3 protein-coding genes are annotated in these 2,260 nt (G+C 71.8%); all 3 read right to left on the reverse strand.

The window, feature by feature from the left end; translation table 11 throughout:
* Positions 1–42: 42 nt before the first annotated feature.
* Positions 43–1,050, reverse strand: a complete 1,008-nt coding sequence (locus tag AACZ35_RS13925; RefSeq protein ID WP_339830312.1) for a helix-turn-helix domain-containing protein — start codon at positions 1,048–1,050, stop codon at positions 43–45.
* Positions 1,037–1,471, reverse strand: coding sequence for a hypothetical protein (locus AACZ35_RS13930; RefSeq protein ID WP_339830315.1), 435 nt, complete (start codon positions 1,469–1,471; stop codon positions 1,037–1,039). Before AACZ35_RS13930 ends, AACZ35_RS13925 begins: the two co-directional genes overlap by 14 nt.
* Before the next feature lie 106 nt (positions 1,472–1,577).
* Positions 1,578–2,260, reverse strand: a 683-nt coding sequence (locus AACZ35_RS13935) for a hypothetical protein (protein WP_339830318.1), incomplete at its 5' end; no start/stop codon positions are given.

Genomic DNA, 2,260 nt, shown 5'->3' on the forward strand with positions numbered 1-2,260 from the left:
GTGCTGCGGCCGCTGTTCGGACTCAAGCGCCGCAAGCCGGCGTCAGTGCGGCCGCAGCCGGAAACGCTCGCGGTAGTCGGCGGGCGTGAGTGAGGTCGCACGCTTGAACAGCTTGCGGAAGCTGGACGTGTCCGAATAACCGCAGCGTTCGACGATTTCGTCGAAGCTCAGCAGCGTGGTTTCCAGCAGCGCCTTGGCCCGCTCGACCCGCAGGTGCTGCAGGTGGGCGAGCGGGCTGGCGTTGTAGTGCTGGCGGAAGTGCCGCAGCAGGCTGCGTTCGCTGGTGCCGCAGTGCCGGGCCAGTTCGGCGATGGTCAGTTCGCGGTGCAGTTCGCGCTGCAGGAAACCTTCGGCCTTTTCCGACAGCGAATGCCGCGGCCGTTCGGCCAGGGCCAGGCTGATGTAGGGCGCCTGGCTTGTGCGGTCGGGGTCGAGCAGCATCATGCGGGCGGTGTTCTGGGCCAGCGCCGGGTCGGCCACGCGCGAGAGCACCTGCAGCAGGTAGCCCATCACCGCGGTGCTGGCGCCGGTGGTGGCGATGTTGCCGTCCTCGACCACCATGCGCTGCACGTCCAGGCGGACCCGCGGGTAACGGCTGCGGAAGGCGCCGTCGAGCCACCAGCTGGTGGTGGCCTCGTGGCCGTCGAGCAGGCCGGCTTCGGCCAGCAGCAGGCTGCCGCAGCAGTTGGCGGCCAGCGGCACGCCGCGCAGCGACAGCGCCCGCAGCAGTTCGACCTCGGGGCCGTAACCGCGCACCCGGTCCAGCGCGTCGTGCACGCTGGCGTGCATATAGCCGGGCACCAGCAGCAGGTCGAGCGCACGGTCGGGCGAATGCACGGGGCCGATGACCAGGCCGCCGTCGAGGCTGATGGTGGCCTGGCCACGGGCGCCGACCAGCACCGATTCGAGCTTGAGCCTGGTGGCCGGGTCGCGCAGCTGGGCCAGCTTCTGCGCGATCTTCAGCAGGTCCATCACGCCCGTGTAGCAGGACGGCATGGCGCCATCCATGGCCAGCAGGCCCACGGTGAAGCGGCCTTCAGCGGGCGACATACACCGACCCCGAATGCTCGGTCAGCCAGTCCAGAAGGACCCGGGGCACGGCCATCGCGGACAGCGGGCCGGCGGCGGCCTGGTCGCAGTCGAGCAGCCGCACCTGGCCGGAATGGCCGGCGGGCAGGGCCGTGGCCGACGGGGCCAGCAGGGTCGGCTGGCCCTGGCCGTCGCGGGTCAGCAACCACAGGCCCGGGGGCGGGGCGCTGCCCAGCGCGCAGCTGTCGGCGACGCGCAGCCGGACGTCGCGGCCGTCGGCCGACAGCAGGCGCCAGCGGCGCTGGGGGGCTTCGAAAACGGCGCTGTAGCGGGTGCCCTCGACGAAGATCGCTTCGTCGGCGACCGGTGCCGCGGCTTTGGAAGCCACGGGGTGGACGGACAGCATCGCGGTCAGCAGGGCCAGGGTCATCAAGCGTTTCATGGCGGACTCCTCGTGTCCCGGGCGGGGGTGCCGGGGTGCACACAGGGTCGCGCTGGCGAGTCTGGCCCGGCAGTGGCGAAAACGCCACCCTCGGGGCGAAATCCGCCTAATCGCCGGCCGGGCAGCCGTCGGTGTAGTGCAGCCAGCCGGTGACCAGGCCGCCGTCGGTTTCGATGCGTTCGACCCGGCCACAGGTCAGCACGGGGCGGTCTTCGCCCGGGGGCAGCCAGCGCGGCTGGTCCTCTCCGGGCAGTGTGTCGGCGGCCGGCACCGGCTTCACCGACTCGATGTCGCCGGTGCCCAGGTCCACCAGGCAGTCGAAACGGTCGCCGCCGGAATCGACCAGGCGCACCGCCGCCTTGCCGCGGTTGAGCGGCCAGGCCTTGCTGGCGCCTTCGGTGACCACGCCGCCGTCGAAGGCGCAGCGCAGGACCGCCGGGCCGAGGCTTGGCAGGGCGCGGCTCCAGTCGTCGCCGGCCTTGCCGGCGGGGTCGAAGACCGGGGCGTTTTCCAGGTCCAGGCCGTATTCGACGCGGCAGCAGCCGCTGCCCTGGCGCCCGTCGGCGAAATTCAGTGCCGCGCTGAAGGGCATCGCCGGGCCGTCGGCCATGGTGTCGAAACACTGCGCCGGCGACAGAACCGCGCCGGTGAAGGCGCCGGGTTCATCTTCCGGCGCGCCCTTGAAGGTCCAGGCGCCGGTGTCGGTCGGCGCGAGCTCACCGACCAGCAGGGTTTCGTTGCCGGGTTCGGTCAGCACGCCGCCCTGCATGCCCAGTTCGAGCGACCAGA

This window comes from uncultured Arenimonas sp., from assembly GCF_963976025.1.
Taxonomy (GTDB): Bacteria; Pseudomonadota; Gammaproteobacteria; order Xanthomonadales; family Xanthomonadaceae; genus Arenimonas.

Bases quoted from the DNA above. Each gene is read 5' to 3' on its own strand.
- AACZ35_RS13930 (WP_339830315.1), bottom strand. From the start codon at position 1,471: ATGAAACGCTTGATGACCCTGGCCCTGCTGACCGCGATGCTGTCCGTC.
- AACZ35_RS13925 (WP_339830312.1), bottom strand. From the start codon at position 1,050: ATGTCGCCCGCTGAAGGCCGCTTCACCGTGGGCCTGCTGGCCATGGAT.